This window comes from Acidovorax delafieldii 2AN (assembly GCF_000175235.1).
GTDB classification, from domain to species: Bacteria; Pseudomonadota; Gammaproteobacteria; order Burkholderiales; family Burkholderiaceae_C; genus Acidovorax; species Acidovorax delafieldii_B.
In genome coordinates, this window is sequence record NZ_ACQT01000310.1 from 1 (window position 1) to 3,629 (window position 3,629).

4 protein-coding genes are annotated in these 3,629 nt (G+C 66.9%); 3 read left to right on the forward strand and 1 reads right to left on the reverse strand.

Going from position 1 to position 3,629, the window contains the following annotated elements; translation table 11 throughout:
* The 3 genes from guaD to ACDELDRAFT_RS25890 form a co-directional block, all read left to right on the forward strand.
* A partial coding sequence (guaD, locus tag ACDELDRAFT_RS20165) for a guanine deaminase (RefSeq protein WP_005799917.1) occupies positions 1-1,124 on the forward strand: 1,124 nt, incomplete at its 5' end.
* Positions 1,125-1,178: 54 nt separating this feature from the next.
* Positions 1,179-1,751, forward strand: coding sequence for a dCTP deaminase (gene dcd, locus ACDELDRAFT_RS20170; RefSeq protein WP_005799918.1), 573 nt, complete (start codon positions 1,179-1,181; stop codon positions 1,749-1,751).
* A 272-nt stretch (positions 1,752-2,023) separates the two neighbouring features.
* Positions 2,024-2,386 (forward strand): hypothetical protein, encoded by a 363-nt coding sequence (locus ACDELDRAFT_RS25890; protein WP_005799919.1) that lies wholly within the window; start codon positions 2,024-2,026, stop codon positions 2,384-2,386.
* A 420-nt stretch (positions 2,387-2,806) separates the two neighbouring features.
* On the opposite strand, the gene ACDELDRAFT_RS20180 is transcribed toward ACDELDRAFT_RS25890, so the two are convergent.
* On the reverse strand, positions 2,807-3,629 hold an 823-nt coding region (locus tag ACDELDRAFT_RS20180; protein ID WP_005799921.1), incomplete at its 5' end, for a GGDEF domain-containing protein.

The following is a 3,629-nucleotide window of genomic DNA, read 5'->3' on the forward strand; positions in this document are numbered from 1 at the left end:
TGCGCCCCGGTTTTGTGGACATGCACATCCACTTTCCGCAGACCGATGTGATCGGCTCGCCCGCCGACGGCCTGCTGCCCTGGCTTGAGAATTACACCTTTCCGCATGAAAAACGCTTTGCGGCGCCCGACTACAGTGCGCATGTAGCTCAGTTTTTCATAGCAGAGCTGCTGCGCAACGGCGTGACCACGGCGCTGGCATTCGCCACGTCGCACCCCGCCTCGGTCGAGGCTCTGTTCGCCGAGGCGCTGCGGCGCCAGATGCGCCTGATCACCGGCAAGGTGCTGCAGGACCGCCACTCGCCCGACGGCGTGCGCGACGACACCGAGCAAAGCCTGCGCGATACCGAGGCCTTGATCCAGCGCTGGCACGGCGTGGATCGCCTGGGCTACGCCATCACGCCGCGCTTTGCGCCCACCAGCACGCCCGAGCAGCTGCGCGGCGCGGGTGAACTGGCCGCGCGATATCCTGATGTGTGGATCCAGTCGCACGTGGCCGAGAACCTCGACGAAATCCGCTGGGCGCGCGAGCTCTTTCCGGCCTCGCGCAGCTACCTGTCGGTGTACGGCGACTTTGGCCTGATGCGCGAGCGCGCCGTCTATGCCCACTGCATCCACCTCGACGAACACGACCGCGCCCTGATGCGCGACACCGGGACGGTGGCGGCCGTCAGCCCCACCAGCAACCTGTTTCTGGGCAGCGGTTTCTTCGACTACGCCGAGGCCGATCGCGTGGGTGTGGGCTACGGGCTGGCGAGCGATGTGGGCGGCGGCACCAGCTTCAGCCCGTTCCACACCATGCTGGCGGCGTACTACGTCGGCCGTACCACCGTCGAGGGCTTGCAGAGCAAGCGCGGCCTGAGCCTGTCGCCCGGCCACCTGTGGTGGCAGCACACGGCGGGCGCCGCCAGGGCGCTGGGGCTTGCGGGCGTGGTGGGGAACCTGCAGCCCGGTTGCGAGGCCGACTTCGTTGTGCTCAATCCGCAGGCCACGCCGTTGCTGGCGCGCCGCACGGCCCAGGCGGGCAGCCTGGACGAGCTGCTGTTTGCCCTGATCGTGCTGGGGGATGACCGCGTGGTGGAAAAAACCGTCATTTCTCAAGCAAAATACGGCTCTTGCGCTTGATGGTCAAGCGCTGACAGCTATCAAAAACGTAGTACTGGCGAGGAGCCCTCCACCATGAGCATCAAAAGCGACAAATGGATCCGCCGCATGGCGGCCGAGCACGGCATGATCGAGCCTTTCGAGCCCGGCCAGGTGCGCGAGGCCGAGGGCCGCAAGATCATCAGCTACGGCACCAGCAGCTACGGCTACGACATCCGCTGCGCGCCGGAATTCAAGGTGTTCACCAATATCCACAGCACCGTGGTGGATCCGAAGAATTTCGACGAGAAGAGCTTCGTCGATTTCGAGGGCGACAGCTGCATCATCCCGCCCAACAGCTTCGCGCTGGCACGTACCGTCGAATATTTCCGCATCCCGCGCAACGTGCTCACCGTCTGCCTGGGCAAGAGCACCTACGCGCGCTGCGGCATCATCGTCAACGTCACGCCGTTCGAGCCCGAGTGGGAAGGCTATGTGACGCTGGAGTTCTCCAACACCACGCCGCTGCCCGCGCGCATCTACGCCGGCGAGGGCTGCGCCCAGGTGCTGTTCTTCGAAAGCGACAAGGACGACGTCTGCGAGGTCTCGTACAAGGACCGGGGCGGCAAATACCAGGGCCAGCATGGTGTGACGCTGCCCAAGGCCTGAGCCCCGAGCCGGGTAGCCTCCACCCGGCGTGCCCCGCGCCGCTGGCCCCGGGGCTTGCGCACCGTCCTACGCGGCGATGGCAGGGCGGCTGATGGCCCGCCCCCGCGGTGGCGCCGAGCATGGGTGCAAGCCTGCCAGGCTGTATGGCGGGCGCCGATGCCTGGGCTTGGGCAACGTGCGCTGGGTGCCAGAGTGGCACACGTCGCGTCAAGTGAGCACCTGTCCTGCGGTGCGATAGCCCTCCGGCCCGGCTTTACATGAGGGAGCCATCCATGTCCTCACTTGCCTTACCAAGCGCCTCCATTGCCTCTGTCACTGCGGGCATGGGGTTGGGAGATTGCGCCGCAGCCGCAAACGCCGCGGGCGTGAACGGCGCCTGTCCCCTGTCCGAAAGCCTTCCGACACGGCCCGTGGCCGAAGCGGCCTACTGGCCTTGCGAGCGCCTCAATGCCTTCATCCTGAAAATGGCCGCACACGGCCAGTGCGTGAATGCGGCCATGATGCTGGGGCATCGCCCCTATGCCCTGGAGCAGCTGGCGCGGGCGCGCGCACTGGGCGACCCCGATCTCGCCGGGCTGGCAGCACGGCTGCAGGCCTACTTCGACGCCACGCCTTCCGGCAGCGCACGTGCGTGAATGCGTGGTCTCTCCATATCGCCTCTGCGGGCGAATGCGTCCTTCGGTGTGTTGGTTTGCCCGAGATATGGGGCTTTGTACGCAGCGATCACACCAGCACCTGACGGGCAATGGCTTGACGACGCTGCGCCCCGCAACGCTGCGGGGCAGCCCAGCATTGCGGGGTGCACCGCACTTAAAGCATCCTTGTTTTAGGCGTGTCTGCTGGCTTTCTTACCGGGCCTTGGCGGTGCTTACGCGGTAGCAATCCGCCTTGCAGGACGGGGACGCCGCGCACCAGTGGAGGCGATCGACCTGTGATTGGCCCCTGACCGGCGACAGATTCCACCGGTCAATGCAACATTGATCGCTGAACGGCGAGTGTGTGAGAACCGAGCGCTTTGCGTGCCCTGCACAGGCGCATGAGCAGGGCCCCAACCCTCAGGCCTGCACGCACACGCGATTGCGCCCTTGGCCCTTGGCTTCGTAGAGCGCTTGGTCGCTGCGCCGCAACAAAGCCGGCCCGTTGTCGAGGGGGTTGCGCAGGGCAGACACCCCGGCGCTGACCGTGAAGCGGCCCACCACCGGGTCTTCTTGCGCTGCGATGGTTTGCACCAGCGTGCGGGCCGTGGCCTCGGCGCCGGCCAGGTCGGTGTCGGGCAGCAGGGCGACGAATTCCTCGCCGCCCAGGCGCGCCACCACGTCCGAATCGCGCAGCCGCTCGCGCAGCGTGCTTGCCAGCCGCTGCAACACCTGGTCGCCCACATCATGGCCATGGGTGTCGTTGATGTGCTTGAAATGGTCCACATCCAGCGCAACCATCGCCAGGGGGCGCCTGCCACGCCGGGCCAGCGCCAGCGCAAAGTCGAGCTGGGCACCGAAGCCGCGCCGGTTCAAGAGCCCCGTCAGCGGATCGCTGCGTGCCTGGGTGTCCAACTCGCGGTTGGCGGCCTCCAGTTCCTGAGTGCGCTGGCGCACTTTCTCTTCCATGGCCTCGTTGGCGGCCAGCAGGCGCCGCGTCATGCCGTTCAGCACCACGGACAGGCGGTGCACTTCGCGGCTGCTTGAGGCCAGCGGAATGGTCGCACCGGGCTGGCCGGCCTCGAGGTTGGCGGCGCCCCGCGCCAGCGCAAACAGGTCTTCGCTCAACCGCCCCGCTGCCAGCCAGGCCAGCGCGGAGGCCAGCAGTGTCGCCACCAGCCCCACGAGCAGGGTTTTCTGCACGGCCGAGTCGGCATCGGCGAAGGCAGTGCGCACGGGCATG